Below are 15,811 nucleotides of genomic sequence, written 5' to 3' on the forward strand. Positions count from 1 at the left end.
AACAGGCTGGCTCATCGGGGGGCGTCTGGGGAGATGCGCGAATGATAGGGCAAACGCCAGCCCGCCGCGCCTAATCAGCCATGGACCACGCCCGCGGCAACAACGGCGGGCTTTCAGATCCAGCCGTGCAGGCGATGCGGGTTTGCGGCGGGAGGGATTGGTCCGGTACAGCGTCCGATCCCAGGCGGTGACCACAGGCCAGTCCAGAAGACCCCTCGCCTGGCACCTCAGCGGAGGGACAACTACGTCCTGTCACCGGCACGACGCCGGTAATGGGCTACCAGATCGGCCGGGTAGTACTCGTGGTCGCGGAAGCTCGAATCGTCGATGTCGAACAGCATCACGACCAGCGCGGCCTCGAAGGCCCAGTAGCCCATGTAGCCGCTGTCGTCGTCACGGTGATTCCCGTGCCAGTACACGTTGCGGCTGCCTGCATACCAGCCGTCCAGGAACTCCTTTACGAGCCCGGGCCGGCCCGAGGGTGAGGCGATTGCTTCCATGAGCGGGAGGTACTGGCGATACAACACCTCAGTGGAAACGGGTCGGCCCGCATCCCCCAGCGCAACTGCGATCGCGTCGAAGAGTTCGTCTTTTCCGGCGTTCCGCAGCAGCTTCAAGCTTCGTTGAATGTACTCTCGCCCCATGTCCAGCGAGAGCGCGAAAGCCAGCCACCATAGCCATTGCACGAAGTGATCTTGCCGGATGTCCTCGAACTGGAAACGGTAACTTCCCTCACCGGTCTCCAGCAGATCGCAGAGTTTGGTCATCTTCTCGCGCACTGGAAGGAGCGACCTCACCTCACCCTTGATTGATTCGATGTCATCACCTCGGGAATATCGCATTACCACCACTCCCAACACTGAATCGAAAAGCCTTGAGGCAGCAAGAACACGCCCTTTGCGCGGCAGTTCATCCCCCGCGATTCTCGATTCCTTTCGCTGAATCGATGCTCTCTCATGCTCGATCCAGCGGTCAAAGTAGCTTCTGTTCTTGCGCGAATCTCGCATTTTCATTGTTGGATCAAACCCTTAATTGACTCCGAAGCGGACATCAATCGATTCTGACAGTCCCAACCGTTCCGTCTTCGGCCACTCTGACAACAAGCTTCTCGACGCGCCCCTCTTCACCGTTTCCACGCTGCCACTGACCCAGTCCCATGCCCCCTTCGCCTGGCCTTCGATGCCGTTCAGTTCCATCAGGAAGGCCCGATGAGCAGCGCTGGCACTGTTCCATTGCCGCCAGTCCGCAGCAAAATCCTGCCGGGTCTGCTCCACGATGTGCTGCAGGGCGACGCGAAGGCGTTCGCGGCAGGCCTCAATCTCAGCAGAGTCGGCGCTGTCCGCCTCGTGCTGGTAGATCACCTGCACTGGCCCCACGCTCACCTGCGGCAGGCGTGCACGGCCTTCGTCATCGAGATGGCCGCTGAACACGCGGCCATCGGACAGAGTCGCCCGGTAACTGACACCGCGCGCGGGCGTGCAGTCCAGGTCGCCGTAATGGCAATGCAGCACGACCTCGCGCGTAACTGCCACATCACGGGCAACGAAACCGCTGGGCGGTGGCGTGGCGCTCCACAGGTTCACCGCTGACGGCGCGGTAGGCGCCGCGGAGACCGACGCACCGCCGCCGCCGTCAACCACGTACACCAGCGACTGAGCGCCTCCGAGCAACCTGCAGCCACAGGCCAGCGAATCGCCTTCGCGCGCGATCGGCTTGCCATCGAGGATCAGCGTCGGGTCCCCGGTGACGATCTCGAACGCGCCCCCATGCTTCGGACACGTCGCCTTGTCACCCACGCAGGCCACGGCCTTGCCTTCGATATCCGTATTCGACGATCCGGTCAGCACCCGCCCGCCACCCGTGGTGGCGTCGCCGACCACGATCCACATCCGTGCCATCTGCCATCCGCGAGGAACTTCGATGGCTTCAGGTGACGGGCCGCACGCAGCGCAGGCAATTCAACGCTGACGCAATTGCCCCGAATGTCTGGGCAACGCCTTGCAGCGCAGGCGATTACCGCATGTGACGCTTTCGCCCTATCGTGCTGCAAGCAGGGCTATCGCGTCAGTATCCGGCGGGGCCTGTCGGAATGCAGCCCCTCCCGTGTCTGCTCAGCCAGCCCGGCCCGGTGGCACCACCTGCGCACTGGCCGGCCACTGCACCACAGCTTCCAGCCCGCCTTCGGCGCGATTGCGCAGCCACAGGCGCGCACCATCCTTCTCGGCCAGCGCGCGGGCAATGGTCAGCCCCAGCCCGGCACCACCGGTTTCGCGCGAGCGCGAGGTTTCCACCCGCACGAACGGGTCGAACACCGCTTCCAGCTGGTCCTCGGCCAGCCCGGGGCCATCGTCGGCCACCATGACGGTGATCGCGCCGCCACTGCGCTCCACCCGTACCCGCACGCGCTGGGCGTACATCACCGCGTTGTCCACCAGGTTGGAGAACAGGCGGTGCATGGCCAGCGGGCGCAGCATCAGCACCGCTCCGGTCCCGCCTTCGAAGACGACATCGGCGCCCCCTTCGGCGGCATCTTCAACGATGCTCTCCAGCAGTGAATCCAGGTCCAGCGCCGCACGCTGCTCGGCACTTTCGGCGCTGCGTGCCAGTTCCAGGCCTTCGCGCACCAGTGCCTGCATCGCCGCCAGATCGCCGATCAGGCGCTCGCGCAGCACCTCGTCGGTGACATTTTCCAGGCGCAGGCGCAGGCGGGTCAGTGGGGTCTGCAGGTCGTGGGTGATCGCCGCCAGCATCTGCGTACGCTCGGCCAGATGCCGCTGCAGGCGGTGCTGCATCGCATTGAAGGCTTCCGCCGCACGCTGCACTTCGCGCGGTCCGCGCAGGGGCAGCGGATCCCGCTGCAGGTCATCGCCTAGGTCTTCGGCGGCGGCCGCCAGCTCCTGCAGCGGCGCGCTGGCCATGCGCGCGACGATGTACGCCAGCACCGCGATCGCCAGTACCAGCAGGGTCAGGAACCACGGGTCGACGGCGAGGATGCCGTTGTGGGCCACCGCTGGCGAGTCCAGCGCCAGCTTCAGCAGCGTACCGTCGTTGAGGGTTACGTCGACCGCGCGGCACTTGGGCGGAATGAACGCCGGATCGCGCTCGCGCGGATGCTTGCGATGCCCGGGCGGCGGCGGCGGCAGCAGATCCTGCAGCTTCGGGATGCACGATCGGAACGAGGTGAAGTGCACGTGCGCGCGCGACACCGGGCCGGGCCGGTCATCGAGCACTTCCATCAAGGCCGTATCGGCCCGGCCCAGGCGCGCACCCGGCAGCAGCGCACGCACGCTGGGGCCACCGACCTCCAGCAGCCGCTCGCGCAGTTCGGGGTTGCCGTCGAGCAGGTTGACGTAGCCCTGCAGGCGGTCGGCGATGCGATTCAGGTTCTGCCGCTCGAACTCCTGCTGGCGCTTGGAGGTGGCCAGCATGGTCGCGCCGATCGCGGCCACGCTCATGCCCAGCAGCAGGATCACGAACAGCCGCCCGACCATCGAGGACAGGAAATGGCGCAGGCGCTTCATCGCGACCTATTCCAGGTTGACCGACGAGGCCAGCACGTAGCCTTCGTTGCGCACCGTCTTGATCAGGCCGTCCGGCCCGCCGTCATCGCCCAGCTTGTTGCGCAGCCGGCTGACCTGCAGGTCGATCGCGCGGTCCTGCGCCTCGTAGTTGCGGCCACTGCTGAGCGCCACCAGCTGCTCGCGCGACAGCACCTTGTTGGCATGCGCGATGAACACCCGCAGCAGCCGGAACTCGGCACCGGACAGCACCACCACGCGATCGTCCGGGTCCACCAGGTGGCGGTGCTCCAGGTCGAATATCCAGCGCGAGAAGCGCGCGCGGCGTACCGCCAACGGCTCCAGGTTGGCCGGCAGCGCTTCGGTGCGGCGCAGCACGTTGCGGATGCGCGCCAGCAGCTCGCGCGGCTCGAACGGCTTGGCCAGGTAATCATCGGCGCCCATTTCCAGGCCCAGCACGCGGTCGATCGGCTCGGCACGCGCGGTGAGCATGATCACCGGGGTGTTCGAGCGCGCGCGCAGGTCGCGGCACAGGGTCAGGCCATCTTCGCGTGGCAGGTTGAGGTCGAGCACGATCAGGTCCACGTGCTCGCGGTCCAGCAGCTGGCGCATGGCGGTGCCATCGGCGGCCGTGCTCACCTGGTAACCGGCGCGGCCAAGCTGTTCGGCCAGCAGGGTCCGGATGTCGTTGTCGTCGTCGACGATCAGCAATCGATGCATCGTGTTTTCGGTCTCCATGTCGCGATCATCCCGTGTCGGCAGCTGAACCGCATCCGGGGCAATGCGTACCAGTGTATCCAGCCGAGGCCGCGATACCTGTGGTTACGCGTATTCACCGACAGTGTTACATAGAGACATACCCCGAGGATTGGCCCCCTGCCGGTCGATCTTCACAATGCCCACCAACGCCGCTGCCGCGGCCCCGAGAGTGAAGCCACGACGTGAGTTTCCGCCTGCTGCCCGCGACCCGCCGGGGTCGACTGATACTGATCGCCCTGCTTGCCCTTGCCGTTGCCGTCGCTGCCTGGTGGCTGCTGCGCAAGCCTGCCGCCCCGGCGGTGGCGACCACCCCGGTCAGCCGCGGCGACATCGAGCAGACCGTGGAGGCCACCGGCGTGATCGATGCCTACAAGCTGGTCAGCGTCGGTGCGCAGGCCTCGGGCCAGATCAAGTCGCTGAAGGTGCAGCTGGGCGACACGGTGAAGGAAGGCGACCTGATCGCCGAGATCGACGCCACCACCCAGCAGAACCAGGTGCTCAACGCGCAGGCCTCGCTGGACCAGGTCACCGCCCAGCGCGCGGTGCAGCAGGCCACCCTGCGCCAGGCCGAACTGGAGTTCGCGCGCCAGCAGCAGATGCTGGCCGCCGAGGCCACCTCGCGCCAGGAATACGATGCCGCCGAGGCGCAGCTGAAGACCGCCCGTGCCCAGCTGCAGTCCTACGAGGCGCAGATCAAGGGCCGCGAAACCGAGCTGGGCACCGCCCGCGCCAACCTGGCCTATACCCGCATCACCGCGCCGATGGACGGCACCGTGGTCGCGGTGGTGGCCGAGGAAGGCCGCACCGTCAACGCCAACCAGACCGCACCGACCATCGTCATGCTGGCACGGCTGGACGTGGTCACCGTCAATGCCGAGATCTCCGAGGCCGACGTGGTCAAGATCAAGGCCGGCATGCCGGTGTACTTCACCACGCTGGGCGACCCGGACCGCAAGTACCACGCCAAGCTCCGCCAGATCAATCCGGCGCCGGCCTCGATCGCCAACGAAAGTTCGTCCAGTTCCAGCAGCTCGTCCAGCTCCAGCTCCAGCAGCGCGGTCTACTACAACGCGCTGTTCGACGTGGAGAATCCGGACGGCACGCTGCGCATCGACATGACCGCCCAGGTCTCGGTGCTGCTGAAGCAGGCCAAGGGCGTGCTGATGGTGCCGTCGGTGGCACTGGGGCCCAAGCGCCGTGGCGATGAGCGCACGGTGCGGGTGCTGGACGACAAGGGCCAGCCGCAGCCGCGCAAGGTCACCGTGGGCATCAACAACGGCGCATCCGCCGAAATCCTGTCCGGGCTGAAGGAAGGCGAGCGCGTGGTGGTGGGCGAAGCCAGCGCGGCCGGCGCCGCCGGCGGCGGCAACCGTGGCGGCATGCAGATGCGGGTCGGTGGCCCGGGCATGGGGCGCCGATGAGCATGACGGCGCCGCTGCTGCGCCTGCGCGACCTGCGACGCGAATTCCCGGCCGGCGAGGATGTCATCGCCGTGCTGCGCGACGTGAATCTGGATATCCATGCCGGCGAGATGGTGGCCATCGTCGGCCAGTCCGGTTCGGGCAAGTCGACGCTGATGAACATCCTCGGCTGCCTCGACCGCCCGACCCGCGGCAGTTACCAGGTGGCCGGCCGCGAAACCGGAAAGATGGAGCCGGACGAGCTGGCCGAGCTGCGCCGCGAGCATTTCGGTTTCATCTTCCAGCGCTACCACCTGCTGGGCGATCTGGATGCGCGCGGCAACGTGGAAGTGCCAGCGGTATACGCCGGCAGCCCCGGCCCGGTGCGCAACGCGCGTGCCGAGCAGCTGCTGCAGCGGCTGGGCCTGGGTGACCGCATGCACCACAAGCCGGGCCAGCTGTCCGGCGGCCAGCAGCAGCGCGTATCGATCGCGCGCGCGCTGATGAATGGTGGCGAGGTGATCCTGGCCGATGAACCGACCGGCGCACTCGACACGAAATCCGGCGAGGAAGTGATGGCGATCCTCGGTGAGCTGCATGCCGAAGGCCACACCATCATCATCGTCACCCATGACATGAGCGTGGCCCAGCACGCACAGCGCATCATCGAGATCCGCGACGGCGAGATCATCGCCGATCGCGCCAATCCGGATGCGCCGAGCTACCGCGCGCAGCGCGAAGCCAGCACCGGCGTCTCCCACGGCAACAGCTGGCGGGCCGCCCGCGACCGCTTCACCGAAGCGTTCCGCATGGCCCTGCTGGCGATGAACGCACATCGGCTGCGCACCTTCCTGACCATGCTCGGCATCATCATCGGCATTGCCTCGGTGGTCTCGGTGGTGGCGCTGGGCAACGGCTCACAGCAGCAGATCCTGCAGAACATCAGCGCACTGGGCACCAACACCATCGACGTCTACCCCGGCCGCGGCTTCGGCGACATGCGCTCGGCACGCGTGCAGACGCTCAAGGCCAGCGATGCCGACGCCCTGGCGAAGCAGAGCTACGTGGACAGTGCCACCCCCAGCGTGTCGACCTCGGTCACCGCGCGCTACCGCAACCAGTCCTCCACCGCCCAGGTCAGCGGTGTTGGCGAGCAGTTCTTCCGGGTCAAGGGCGTAACCCTGCTCAGCGGCAGCTTCTTCGATGCCGATGCGGTGAAGGGCCTGGGCCAGGTGGCGGTGATCGACGAGAACACCCAGACCCAGTTCTTCCCCGATGTCGACCCGGTGGGCCAGGTGATCCTGCTCGGCAACGTGCCGGCGCGCGTGGTGGGCGTGGCCAAGCGCCAGAGCTTCGGTTTCGGTGGCAGCACCAGCCTGAGCGTGTGGGTGCCGTACACCACGGTGATGTCGCGCATGCTGGGCCAGAGCCACGTATCCAGCATCACCGTGCGTGTGGATGACAGCACTCCGATGGATGCCGCACAGGAAGCGATCACCCGCCTGCTGACGATGCGCCACGGCACCGAGGATTTCTTCCTCAGCAACAGCGCCGAGATCCGCGACACCATCGAGCAGACCACGCGCACGATGACCCTGCTGATCGGCGCGATCGCCGCCATCGCACTGCTGGTCGGCGGCATCGGCGTGATGAACATCATGCTGGTCTCGGTCACCGAGCGTACCCGCGAGATCGGTGTGCGCATGGCCGTCGGCGCCCGCCAGAGTGATATCCGCCAGCAGTTCCTGATCGAAGCGGTACTGGTGTGCCTGCTCGGCGGCGTGCTCGGCATCGGCCTGGCCCTGCTGCTGGGCTCGATGATCGGCCGCTTCGCCAGCGACTTCCAGGTGCTGTTCTCCACGGCCTCGATCATCGCTGCGTTCGCCTGCTCGACCCTGATCGGCGTGGCGTTCGGATTCCTGCCGGCACGCAACGCGGCGCAGCTCGACCCGGTGGAGGCCCTGGCCCGCGAATGAAGATGATGACCCGACTGCCCTTCCCTGCTCCCTCGCGCCTGCTGTTGGCTGGCGCCGTGCTGCTCGCCCTGTCCGCCTGTGCGTCGGTCGGCCGCTATCCGATAAAGGAACCGGACGTGGCGGCCAGCTACGGCCGGGGCGATGCCACCCTCAACGCACCGGCCGACGACCCGCGCAGCAGCCTGGACACACCGGGCCGCGACATCCGCCTGGACACCTGGTGGACCGGCTTCGGCGATGAACGCCTGGACCGCCTGGTGGCGCAGGCGCTGGCGGCCAACAGCGACCTGGCCGCCGCCGGCCTGGCGGTGCAGCGTTCGCGCCTGCAGGCCGGGCTGGCCAGCAACGCGCTGTGGCCGCAGCCTTCGTCATCCGGCGTCAGCGGCAATGCCAGCCGCGCCACCGACCAGGCTGACGACTGGCGTCGCAGCTACTCCACCGGCGTCTCGCTGGGCTGGGAAGTGGACCTGTGGGGCCGCCTGCGCACCCAGCGCGACATCGCCCGCTGGGAAGCGCAGGCCAGCGAGGAAGACCGCCAGAACACCGCACTGCTGGTGATCGGCGACACCATCAACCAGTACTGGAACCTGGCCTACCTCAACCAGTCCATCGCCACCGGCCAGGCCAACCTGGAGCGCCTGGAACGCACCCGCGAACTGGTGCAGGCCCGCTTCGACGCCGGTGCGGTATCGCGCCTGGAAGTGCGCCAGGCACTGCAGAACCTGCAGTCGCAGCGCTCCTCGCAGAGCGCGCTGGAACAGCAGCGGGTGGAGGCGCGCAATGCACTGACCGTGCTGCTGGACGGCACGCCCTGGCCGCAGCAGGACGAACCCCAGGACCTGCTGGGCGCACGCAGCCCCGGCATCGCCGAGGGCCTGCCGACCGACCTGCTCGGCCGCCGTCCCGACCTGCGCGCGGCCGAACTGCGCCTGCGCAACAGCCTGAAGACCATCAAGGTGACCGCCACCCAGTACTACCCGGCGCTGAGCCTGACCGGCAGCCTCGGTTCCAGCGCGACCTCGCTGGGCGATGTGCTGCGCAACCCGGTGGCCACGCTGGGCGCCGGCCTGTCGTTGCCGTTCCTCAACCTGCAGCGCGCGCAGCTGGATACCGACATCGCGGGCACCGCCTACCAGATCGCCGCCACCAGCTTCCGCAAGACGCTGTACACCGCGCTCTCGGAAGTGGACAACGCGCTGTCGGCACGTGAGCAGCTGGCGCGCCAGGTGGCGGCCTCGCAGGCCTCGTACGACGAAGCGGTGGAAGTGGAGCGCGCGCAGGAAGTGCGCTACCGCGTGGGTGCCACCGACCTGCGCACCTGGCTGGAGGCACAGCAGACGCGGCGCGATGCCGAGCTGTCGCTGGCGCGCGTGCGCCAGGGCCAGCTGAACAACGACGTGACCCTGTTCAAGGCGCTGGGCGGCAGCGCGGGGTGAGGCGATGCGGGGCTGCGCCCCGCACCCGCCAAAACAACGTCAACATCAACGTCAACAACGGGGCATTCCGTTGAATGGCGGGGTGGGTCCGGTGACAGGGGACGCCGCGAACCCCCCTCCGGGGTCCGGCCCAGCCGCTGGCGGCTGTGCGTTCGGGCGCTTGCGAAGCAGTGCTTCGCAAGCAAAGCGCCCTCACCCATGGGGGCTTGGTCGCCGCATCCATGCGGCTCACACCCCTGCCACCGGACCCACCCCGCCTTCGACGGTTTCCTGCGGCTGTTGGTAGGTGTCGACCTTGGTCGACACGGTAGCGCCGGGCCATGCCCGGTGAGCCCGCAGCGCCGCACGAAAAAGGAGCACAAAAAAGGGTCAGAGCCCCCTCCTGCGGAGAGGGATCTGACCCCCGATCAATCATCCAGCAGTGCCGATCAACCGCGCTGGCGCACGGCCTCGAACAGGCTGACGCCGGCGGCGACGGAGACGTTCAGGCTCTCGATCTCGCCCGGCATCGGGATCTTGACCAGGCCATCGCAGTTCTCGCGGGTCAGGCGGCGCAGGCCATCGGCTTCGCCGCCCAGCACCAGCGCGATGTTGCCCTTCAGGTCCAGCTGGTACAGCGAAGCGGTCGCTTCACCGGCCAGGCCGTAGATCCACACGCCCTGCTTCTGCAGGTCCTTCAGGCAGCGCGACAGGTTGGTCACCGCCACCACCGGAATGCGGTCGGCGGCACCGGCCGAGGTCTTGCGCACGGTGGCGTTGACCGTGGCCGACTTGTCCTTGGGAATGATCACCGCCGTGGCACCGGCGGCCGCCGCCGAGCGCAGGCAGGCGCCGAGGTTGTGCGGGTCCTGCACTTCATCCAGCACCAGCAGCAGGGCCTTGCCCTCGGCCGCGGTGACCAGGCCTTCCAGCTCGTTCTCGCTGTAGGTACGGGCGGCGGCATAACGCGCGGCCACACCCTGGTGGCGCACCGAACCGCCCACGCCATCCAGCGCCTGGGCGTTCACCTTGCGCACGTCGATGCCCTTGCGGCGGGCGTTTTCCTCGATTTCGGTCAGGCGCGGATTCTTCGCACCGGCCTCGACCAGCACTTCGCGGACGTTCTCGGCGTCGTTCTCGATGGAGGAGGCGACGGCGTTGACGCCGACGATCCACTGGCTGTTCTTGCTCATGCGGGCGGGGACCGGAAAGGGGGTGGCTATGGTAGAGCATCGGCGGGCCGGGCGCTGCGGCGGCGGCCACCCGCCAGCCGAGCGTAGGCCCGGCTCTACAGGTGGGTCATCGACTGCGCGGCGGCCAGTGCGGGGTGTCGTGGTCGGGGTGCTGGTGGGACACGATCGTGGCCAGGAACGCCAGCGACGCGACGTCGTCCTCGGTGCTCCGCGCCGGCAGGGTGCCCAGCGCGTCGACGAACGGCAGCTTGCGCTCCACCCCGTACTGGATCGTCGGCGGCAGGCGCTCGGGCTGGTCGAAGGCGCCGGCAGCGATTGCCACGCCGTCGGGCGCCTCGTAGGTCAGCGGGGTGCCACAGTCGGCACAGAATCCCCGCCGGACCACGTTGGACGACTGGAAGTAACGCGGCTGGCCGCGGGTCCAGCTGAACTGCACGCCGCGCACCGACACCAGCGGCGCGTAATAGGCACCGAAGGCCTTCTGGCACATCCGGCAGTGGCAGATCGAGCTGTCGGTCAGCTCGCCGCGCGCCTGGAAGCGGATCGCGCCGCACTGGCAGCCGCCGCTGTACTCGGGTTGGCCCTGCATGCGATGTCTCCTGGTGGTGCCGGCCGCTGGCCGGCAACCCGTCGGTGCCGAGGGTGCCATGGATGCCGGCCAGCGGCCGGCACTACCACGGCCATCAATATTTCTCTTTCTTCCGTTTGGCCGGCTTGCCACGCTCGGGCAGCGGCGGCAGGCCGTCGCCCTCGTCCTCGCCCTTGTGCTCGACCAGGCGGAAGTCGATCTTGCGTTCTTCCATGCTGGCCTTCAGCACCAGGATGCGCACGCGGTCGCCCAGCCGGTAGCTGCTGCCACGGCGTTCGCCGGTCAGCGTCTTGCGGGTGGCGTCGAACTTGTAATAGTCCTGCGGCAGCTGGGTGACATGCACCAGGCCCTGCACCTTCGACTCGTCCAGTTCCACGAACAGGCCGAAGCTGGTCACGCCGCTGATCACGCCGTCGAACTGCCCGCCGACGTGCTTTTCCATCCACGCCGCGCGGTAACGCTCGTCGACCTCGCGCTCGGCCTCATCGGCGCGACGCTCACGCTCGGAACACTGCAGCGCCAACGCGGCCATTTCGCGCGCGTTGTAGGTGAACTTGTCCAGCGGCTTGCCGGACAGCGCGTGCTTGATCGCGCGATGCACCAGCAGATCGGGGTAGCGGCGGATCGGCGAAGTGAAGTGCGCGTACGCCTCCAGCGCCAGGCCGAAGTGGCCGTGGTTGTCCGGGCTGTAGATCGCCAGGCTCTGGCTGCGCAGCAGCACCGATTCCAGCAGCGTGGCATCGGGGCGGTCGCGGATCTTCTTCAGCAGCTTGGTGTAGTCGCCGGGGCGCACCTTCGACCACGGCGGCAGGCTCAGCTTGAACTCCTTGAGGAATTCCAGCAGGTCGGCGTACTTGGTTTCCGGTGGCTTCTCGTGGATGCGGTACGGGGCCGGCACGTGGCGCGACAGCAGGTACTTGGCCGCCTCGACGTTGGTCGCGATCATGCATTCCTCGATCAGCTTGTGCGCGTCGTTGCGCACCAGCATGCCGGCCTGGGTCACTTCGCCGCGGTTGTCCAGCACGAAACGCACTTCGCTGCTTTCGAACTCGATGGCACCGCGCTTGGCGCGCGCCTTCGACAGCACCTTGTACAGCTGGTGCAGGCGCTGCACCTGCGGCAGCAGATCGCCCATCCAGGCCTTGGTATCGGCATCATCCTCGCCCACCGCCTTCCACACCTGGGTGTAGGTCAGGCGCGCGTGCGAGTTCATCACCGCTTCGTAGAAGCGCGAATGAGTGACCAGGCCGTCGCGGTCGATCTGCATGTCGCAGACGAAGCACATGCGGTCGACCTTGGGCATCAGCGAGCAGATGCCGTTGGACAGGGTCTCCGGCAGCATCGGCACCACGAAGCCCGGGAAGTACACCGAGGTCGCGCGCTTCTGCGCCTCCTCGTCCAGCGACGTGCCGGGGCGCACGTAGTTGGAGACATCGGCGATCGCCACCACCAGGCGGAAGCCATCGGCATTCGGCTCGCAGTACACCGCGTCGTCGAAGTCCTTGGCATCCTCGCCGTCGATGGTGACCAGCGGCGTGCTGCGCAGATCGACGCGGTCGCCGATCATCGACGGCTCGACCACCAGCGGTACCGATGCGGCTTCGTCCAGTACTTCCTGCGGGAACTCGAACGGCAGTTCGTGGCCGTGGATGGCAGTCTCCACCACCAGCGAGGCGGTCAGCTTGTCGCCGAGCACGGCGATGATGCGGCCGATCGGCGGGCGGCGGCTGTCCGGTGCCTGGGTCAGTTCGCAGACCACCAGCTGGCCATCGCGCGCGCCACCGGTCTGGTCCGGAGGCACCTGCACGTTGCGCTGCACGCGCTTGTCGTCGGGCACCACGTAGTTGATGCCCATCTCGACGCTGAAGCGGCCAATCAGGCGGGTCATGCCACGTTCCAGCACGCGGGCGATGCTGCCCTCGCGGCGGCCGCGGTGGTCGATGCCGGTCACGCGCGCCAGCACCTTGTCGCCGTGCATCACCTTGCGCATTTCATACGGCGGCAGGAACAGGTCGTCGCCGCCTTCGACCGGGCGCAGGAAGCCGAACCCTTCCGGGTTGGCGATCACCACGCCGGTGACCAGGTTCAGGGTCTGGATCGGGGCGAAGCCACCGCGCCGGTTCTGCACCAGCTGGCCATCGCGGACCATGGCGCCGAGCCGGCGCGACAGCGCTTCGGCCCGGTCCGGCGCACCCAGGCCCAGGCGCGCACCCAGTTCTTCGGCGGTCTGCGGCCCTTCGCAACGCTCCAGCAAAGCCAGGATGGCCTCGCGGCTGGCGATGGGTTGTTCGTACTTTTCTGCCTCGCGGGCGGCATAGGGATCGTCGATCACCTTGCCGGTCGGCGGCAACTTGCGGCCCGGAGCCGGGCCCGGTGCATCATCACCGTGGCGCTTGCGGCCACGCGGCGGCGCGCCGCCTTCGTTCAATTCGGGGAACCAGCCCGGCAGCGGCTTGCCCGGCTTGGTGGTGCGGGCCGCGCCCGCCTTGGCGCCCTTCTTCGGGGCCTGGCTGCGGGACTTGCTCCCGCCCTTGCTTGGTTTTTTGGTAGTCATCGCCCTACATGGTAGCCGGTGACGGCGTGCAGAACGGGTCAGTGGCCGCCTTGAAGGCGCTGCGTGAAAAAATTGCAGGAAGTCGTTGACAGCCTGCGGATTCATCTTCACAATTGCGCCTCTGGAACGCCCAGGTGGCGGAATTGGTAGACGCACTAGTTTCAGGTACTAGCGGGTAAAACCGTGGAGGTTCGAGTCCTCTCCTGGGCACCAACGAAAAAACTCCTCGCTCCGGCGGGGATTTTTTTTGCCTGCTGCATGGCGATGGATCCTGATCCCTGATCGACAGGCGTGGTCGGGAATCCAGAATGGCTTCACCAGGGTGTTGACACCCCCGTAACAACACCCCATAATCTCGCTCCTCGACGCCCAGGTGGCGGAATTGGTAGACGCACTAGTTTCAGGTACTAGCGGGTAAAACCGTGGAGGTTCGAGTCCTCTCCTGGGCACCATGTCGAGAATGAGAAGAACCCGCGAGAGCGGGTTTTTTCATGTCCGGAATCCGGGCCTTCGTAGCGTCGAGCCATGCTCGACTGCACCGGTCCGTAGAGTCGAGCTTGCTCGACTGATGCCATGCATGACGAAGCGCAAAGCAGTTGAGCAGGCTCGACGCTACGTACACGGGCGGCAGGGCGCTTCAGAAAAACGGCCGCAGCACCAGCTCCAGCCCGAGCAGCAGCAGGAACCCGAGGAAGCAGGCGCGGAACACCCGCGCACTGATCCGCTGCCGGATCAGCTGCCCCAGCCACATGCCCAGCAACGCGGGTATCACCGCCAGCACGCTCAGGCCCAGTTGCTGGATACCGAACGCGCCGTGCAGCACCAGGCCGGTGGTCAGCGAAATCGTCGACACGGTAAACGCCAGCCCCAGCGCCTGCACCAGTTCTTCGCGCTGCAATCCCAGCGACTGCAGGTACGGCACCGCCGGCATCACGAACACACCGGTCGCGCCGGTCACCACGCCCGAAAGCGCCCCCACCAGCGGCCCCAGCCAACGCTCGCGCCGCTGCGGAACACGGAACACCGGGGCCAGCAACGCATAGGCCGCATAGACCACCAGCGCCACGCCGAGTGCCATGCGCGACCAGGTGCGATCGACCCGCACCAACAGCGCGGCCGAGCCCAGCGTCACCACCACCACCGCCAGCATCATCGGCCACAGCCGCCGCACGATGCGGCCCAGTGACGGCCCGGACGCCAGCTGCCATGCATTGGTGACAAAGGTCGGGATGAACAGCATCGACGCCGCCGCCACTGGAGACAGCGCGCCCCCCAGCAGGCCCATGGCCACCGTCGGCAGGCCCATCCCGGTCACGCCCTTGACCATGCCGGCCAGCACGAACACCACGAGCAGCAGCACGTAGAAGTACATCGATTCATTCATGCCTTCATTGGATCGGGCCACCGCCCGGCGCACAATGCGGTCTTCCCGGCCTCGCCTTCGGCTGACCCGAAGGCTCGGGCGTTGCAATGAGGGCACGACATGCGGATGGACATCGCCGACCTGCGGCTGTTCCTGGCCATTGCCGAGGCGGGCAGCATCACGGCCGGCGCCGCGCAGGCGAACCTGGCGCTCGGTTCGGCCAGTGAACGCCTGCGGACGATCGAAGCCGACGCCGGTACGGCATTGTTGAACCGGCACCCGCGCGGGGTCAGCCTGACCGAGGCTGGCGCTGCCCTCGCCCATCATGCCCGCCTGATCCTGCAGCAACAGGCGCAGCTGCGCGGCGAGCTGCAGGCGTTCGCGCATGGCGCGCGCGGCACCCTGCACCTGTATGCCAACACTGCAGCGCTGACCAACTACCTGCCCTCGCGTCTCGCCCCCTGGCTGGCCGAGCGCCCGCGCCTGCATGTCGAACTACTGGAACGGACCAGTCCTGAAGTCGTGCGTGCGATCAGTGCCGGCCAGGCCGAGGCCGGCATCATCAGCGATGCCGTCGACGCCGCCGGCCTGCAGCAGCATGTGGTGGCCGAAGATCCGCTGGTGATGCTGCTACCCGCAGACCACTGTTTCGCATCGCGACGCAGTGTGGCCTTCGCCGAGGTTGCCGGCGAGACCTTCGTTGCGCTGGCCGATGGCAATGCATTGCAGACCTACATTGAAGACCAGGCGCGCGACATCGGGCGCCGCCTGGACGTGCGTATCCGCATGAAGACCTTCGAAGGCGTGTGCATCATGGTCGGCCACGGCATCGGGGTCGGCATCGTGCCGCGTACCATCGCCCGCCAGCATCGGCGCAGCACGCACACTGTCGCGGTACCGCTTGCCGATGCATGGGCACAACGTCGCCTGTGCGCCTGTTTTGCCGAGTGGACGCAGCTGTCGCCAGCGATGCGCAGCCTGCTTCATCACCTGGGCGTACCGCCGCAGAAAAAAGCGTGAAATCTTGTTGACACATCCTCTGCC

At 67.3% G+C, this 15,811-nt stretch carries 12 protein-coding genes and 2 tRNA genes; 6 read left to right on the plus strand and 8 right to left on the minus strand.

Annotated elements, in window-relative coordinates; genetic code table 11:
* Positions 1 to 242: 242 nt before the first annotated feature.
* The 4 genes from N5C18_RS00935 to N5C18_RS00950 all read right to left on the minus strand — a co-directional run bounded on the left by N5C18_RS00935 (position 243) and on the right by N5C18_RS00950 (position 4,256).
* Complete coding sequence (locus N5C18_RS00935) at positions 243 to 1,013, minus strand: PoNe immunity protein domain-containing protein (RefSeq protein ID WP_080376014.1); 771 nt, start codon at positions 1,011 to 1,013, stop codon at positions 243 to 245.
* Between the two features lie 15 nt (positions 1,014 to 1,028).
* On the minus strand, positions 1,029 to 1,889 hold the full coding sequence (locus N5C18_RS00940) for a PAAR domain-containing protein (RefSeq protein WP_164241148.1): 861 nt from the start codon (positions 1,887 to 1,889) through the stop codon (positions 1,029 to 1,031).
* Positions 1,890 to 2,111: 222 nt separating this feature from the next.
* The gene (locus N5C18_RS00945) at positions 2,112 to 3,521 is read right to left on the minus strand and encodes an ATP-binding protein (protein WP_006427864.1); all 1,410 of its coding nucleotides are present in this window, start codon (positions 3,519 to 3,521) and stop codon (positions 2,112 to 2,114) included.
* Between the two features lie 6 nt (positions 3,522 to 3,527).
* Positions 3,528 to 4,256: a response regulator gene (locus tag N5C18_RS00950; protein WP_006427862.1), complete on the minus strand. Its 729-nt coding sequence runs from the start codon at positions 4,254 to 4,256 to the stop codon at positions 3,528 to 3,530.
* Positions 4,257 to 4,459: 203 nt separating this feature from the next.
* Between N5C18_RS00950 and N5C18_RS00955 the strand changes: the two genes are divergently transcribed.
* Genes N5C18_RS00955 through N5C18_RS00965 form a run of 3 tightly spaced genes read left to right on the plus strand, consistent with a single transcriptional unit; the run spans position 4,460 to position 9,089 of the window.
* A complete protein-coding gene (locus tag N5C18_RS00955) occupies positions 4,460 to 5,698 on the plus strand; it encodes an efflux RND transporter periplasmic adaptor subunit (protein ID WP_053511439.1) in 1,239 nt (412 codons plus the stop codon).
* Positions 5,695 to 7,653: a MacB family efflux pump subunit gene (locus N5C18_RS00960; RefSeq protein WP_006427858.1), complete on the plus strand. Its 1,959-nt coding sequence runs from the start codon at positions 5,695 to 5,697 to the stop codon at positions 7,651 to 7,653. Before N5C18_RS00955 ends, N5C18_RS00960 begins: the two co-directional genes overlap by 4 nt.
* Positions 7,650 to 9,089 (plus strand): TolC family protein, encoded by a 1,440-nt coding sequence (locus N5C18_RS00965; RefSeq protein WP_053511440.1) that lies wholly within the window; start codon positions 7,650 to 7,652, stop codon positions 9,087 to 9,089. The genes N5C18_RS00960 and N5C18_RS00965 overlap by 4 nt, the downstream gene beginning before the upstream one ends.
* A gap of 428 nt (positions 9,090 to 9,517) precedes the next feature.
* On the opposite strand, the gene rlmB is transcribed toward N5C18_RS00965, so the two are convergent.
* From rlmB to rnr, 3 genes are all read right to left on the minus strand, one after another.
* Complete coding sequence (rlmB, locus tag N5C18_RS00970) at positions 9,518 to 10,261, minus strand: 23S rRNA (guanosine(2251)-2'-O)-methyltransferase RlmB (protein ID WP_008265272.1); 744 nt, start codon at positions 10,259 to 10,261, stop codon at positions 9,518 to 9,520.
* A 106-nt stretch (positions 10,262 to 10,367) separates the two neighbouring features.
* Complete coding sequence (locus N5C18_RS00975) at positions 10,368 to 10,850, minus strand: GFA family protein (protein WP_053512162.1); 483 nt, start codon at positions 10,848 to 10,850, stop codon at positions 10,368 to 10,370.
* A 94-nt stretch (positions 10,851 to 10,944) separates the two neighbouring features.
* A complete protein-coding gene (gene rnr, locus N5C18_RS00980; RefSeq protein ID WP_279943597.1) occupies positions 10,945 to 13,404 on the minus strand; it encodes a ribonuclease R in 2,460 nt (819 codons plus the stop codon).
* Between the two features lie 128 nt (positions 13,405 to 13,532).
* On the opposite strand from rnr, the gene N5C18_RS00985 reads away from it, so the two are divergent.
* Positions 13,533 to 13,617, plus strand: a tRNA-Leu gene (locus tag N5C18_RS00985).
* A gap of 154 nt (positions 13,618 to 13,771) precedes the next feature.
* Positions 13,772 to 13,856 (plus strand) — tRNA-Leu (locus N5C18_RS00990).
* Between the two features lie 185 nt (positions 13,857 to 14,041).
* On the opposite strand, the gene N5C18_RS00995 is transcribed toward N5C18_RS00990, so the two are convergent.
* Positions 14,042 to 14,788: a sulfite exporter TauE/SafE family protein gene (locus tag N5C18_RS00995; RefSeq protein WP_279943598.1), complete on the minus strand. Its 747-nt coding sequence runs from the start codon at positions 14,786 to 14,788 to the stop codon at positions 14,042 to 14,044.
* A gap of 99 nt (positions 14,789 to 14,887) precedes the next feature.
* Between N5C18_RS00995 and N5C18_RS01000 the strand changes: the two genes are divergently transcribed.
* Positions 14,888 to 15,787: a LysR family transcriptional regulator gene (locus N5C18_RS01000; RefSeq protein ID WP_164241144.1), complete on the plus strand. Its 900-nt coding sequence runs from the start codon at positions 14,888 to 14,890 to the stop codon at positions 15,785 to 15,787.
* The last annotated feature ends 24 nt before the right edge of the window (positions 15,788 to 15,811 follow it).

Source organism: Stenotrophomonas sp. GD03930, assembly GCF_029839665.1.
Lineage (GTDB): Bacteria > Pseudomonadota > Gammaproteobacteria > Xanthomonadales > Xanthomonadaceae > Stenotrophomonas > Stenotrophomonas forensis.